Consider the following 2,301-nt stretch of genomic DNA (forward strand, 5'->3'; position numbering starts at 1 on the left):
GACCCGGTTGCCGCGATGATGACGTATATCCAACTGTCGTTGCTGGGCATCCCGGCCGTGGTCACGGTAGGCAATTCACTCACTCATGTCATGTCTCAGCAAATGGTGACGCCAATGTACCATTTAGGCTTCTGGCAGTTCAAACGTCAGCGTCAGGAAGCTGAAGACGAAATAGTGATGCGCAAGGCTGGCTGACATCACATCTTTAATTCAACGTCACCATTGGGTGGCATCACATTAACCCGATAGGGGATATCCCCTACAGGGGGAACCCCGTCAATCACGAGATTTCCCTTATGTCTTTATTACGTTTTTATATTCGGCATCAATTCGCAGAGCGAATGGGGCTGGAGCTGGATGACGACGCTATTTTCTATCTGTTTCATGAGAGCCAGGGAGATTACGTCAATACCTATATAAAGTTTACCAAAGAGTTACTTTTGCCCATCATGACTCATCTTTTGGACAGTTTGTCTGAGGATCCGGCAAACCGGGCCAGATGCAGAAATAGTGAGCGTATCCTGACGTTATGGATACGGGGAATGGATGCGATATCTCATGCTTATCAGGATCCGATGCTGATGCCCTATACCCATCCGGAAAGCAGTGGTCGTGTGGATACCCTTATCAGACCCGACACAGCCGTTTTGCTGAATATGTCGGCGGAGGAGTTTCTCCGTCTGACGGCACAGGATAACTTGCCGGAGGAGGAACAAATCACGCTGGAACAGTTCAGTAAAACGCAACAGTACTGGACACGTTTTATGGACTATTTGGATAAGCAGTTGACAGAAACGTGTCGGTATTGTTTTGAACGTTTGGGTCAATTTCTGCGTTACTTACAGGTTGAACCCCGTTTAATACGGCGTTTTTCCTCCGCTATCGGTTACATCGATGTATTAATGGGGCCACAGGATTTGCACAATATTGATGCAGAGGAATTTGAGTCAGGGTATCTCGAAGACTATATCGATGCGGTCTCCGATGGATTTATGACGCCCGTCCAGTTTCGGGTTGATGTGGTATACAAAAATGATCGTGTGATAGCGAGTTTTCGATCAGATGTAGACATTGAAGATGTTAACAACCCAACAGTCAGAGATTATCGGGATGTGGTGGATGAGGCAATCACCTGGGTAGATGAGCAGTTTGTGCTGAAAACCCGTTCAGTGAGTCTGTCTTCGCCAGTACAGAGGCTGGCAGCATAACTAAAATTTAACCCATTGGGGGAAATGTTCCCTCAAGGGGAACGTTTCTCCTCAGGAGAACGACGATGTTACTTTTTAAGGCTAAAGACCTGAAACCCGTGTTGCGGGAAGCGATAGCCCATCAGTGTGACGTGTTGCTGGTCAAAGATCAGGGCATTTATATCATGTCTGATATGGGGACGATGCAAAACGGCAGGCATCTTGTCGCTTATGCTTGCGGTTATCATCCAGAGAAGGACGAAGGCTGGTATGAACGTGCCCGGGAGGCGGTGGGCGGAGATGATTTTGCGGAAAAGCTGGGTTTCTCCGTATTGACACTCAACCGGTTACTGAATGACAAATGTGATCTGAAGGTGACGCTGACAGCCACACAAATTATCACACAATTTTATCCCTGATTGCCGGGATGCCGGCAGTCATTTTCACCCTGACGGGCGTTATTTCCCGTCAGGGGATAACGCCCGTTTTTATTTCGGAGCGTTACTGATGAAAAAGAGTAAGACCAAAACAGCCCCAAAAACTGTCCGCAAGAACAAAGCCGCCCGTCGTCATGGCAGGCGTTTCCGGCCTGATGTGTACCGGGTGATGACGGGCAGGATTATCGCGGCGTTTGGAAAAAGAAAGCGTCCTGATGTACAGGCCACAAAATTGTGGAGACCGGCTGTCCGGCTATAAATAATTCGGATAGGGCTATCCGAAAGCGGGATAGCCTTTTTTCACATCGCTGAACTTATCATCTGCCTGTGGGGGTATTGCCTTCACAGGGTATGCCCTGTTTCAGGTAAAAAAGAGGATTTTCTACTATGCCGAAGGGGTACGCTAATCGTTTGCATATCACGGGTCAACCTGACCAACTGGAGGCTCTGCAACAATGGGGATTGGGAGACGTAATTCCCTATTACGGGCAGGCTATCCATCAAAGTATTAAGCTGTTTGTCGCGGGCTGTGCCGGTCTCCTGCAACCCACTGAAACGACAGATTACCCACTTTATCCGGCGCTGGTAGCGAAAGGAACAGGGGTAGACTCACCGGAAAACCGGGCGTTTGAGCAATGGCTGGCCTTGTTAAAAGATAATGTGGCGCTTGATGAAGT

General features: G+C 48.5%; 5 protein-coding genes. All 5 read left to right on the plus strand.

Annotated features, from left to right (window positions below):
- Positions 1-15 precede the first annotated feature (15 nt).
- The gene (locus SLS51_RS22840; protein WP_323840783.1) at positions 16-195 is read left to right on the plus strand and encodes a hypothetical protein; all 180 of its coding nucleotides are present in this window, start codon (positions 16-18) and stop codon (positions 193-195) included.
- A gap of 101 nt (positions 196-296) precedes the next feature.
- Entirely contained in the window at positions 297-1,208 is a 912-nt protein-coding gene (locus SLS51_RS22845; protein ID WP_323840784.1) for a hypothetical protein, read from the plus strand.
- A gap of 65 nt (positions 1,209-1,273) precedes the next feature.
- Positions 1,274-1,606: a DUF3085 domain-containing protein gene (locus SLS51_RS22850; RefSeq protein WP_065391120.1), complete on the plus strand. Its 333-nt coding sequence runs from the start codon at positions 1,274-1,276 to the stop codon at positions 1,604-1,606.
- Between the two features lie 88 nt (positions 1,607-1,694).
- Positions 1,695-1,883, plus strand: a complete 189-nt coding sequence (locus SLS51_RS22855) for a hypothetical protein (RefSeq protein ID WP_323840785.1) — start codon at positions 1,695-1,697, stop codon at positions 1,881-1,883.
- A gap of 128 nt (positions 1,884-2,011) precedes the next feature.
- On the plus strand, positions 2,012-2,301 hold a 290-nt coding region (locus tag SLS51_RS22860; RefSeq protein ID WP_323840786.1), incomplete at its 3' end, for a DUF1281 domain-containing protein.

It is taken from the genome of Photorhabdus africana, assembly GCF_035181445.1.
GTDB lineage: Bacteria > Pseudomonadota > Gammaproteobacteria > Enterobacterales > Enterobacteriaceae > Photorhabdus > Photorhabdus laumondii.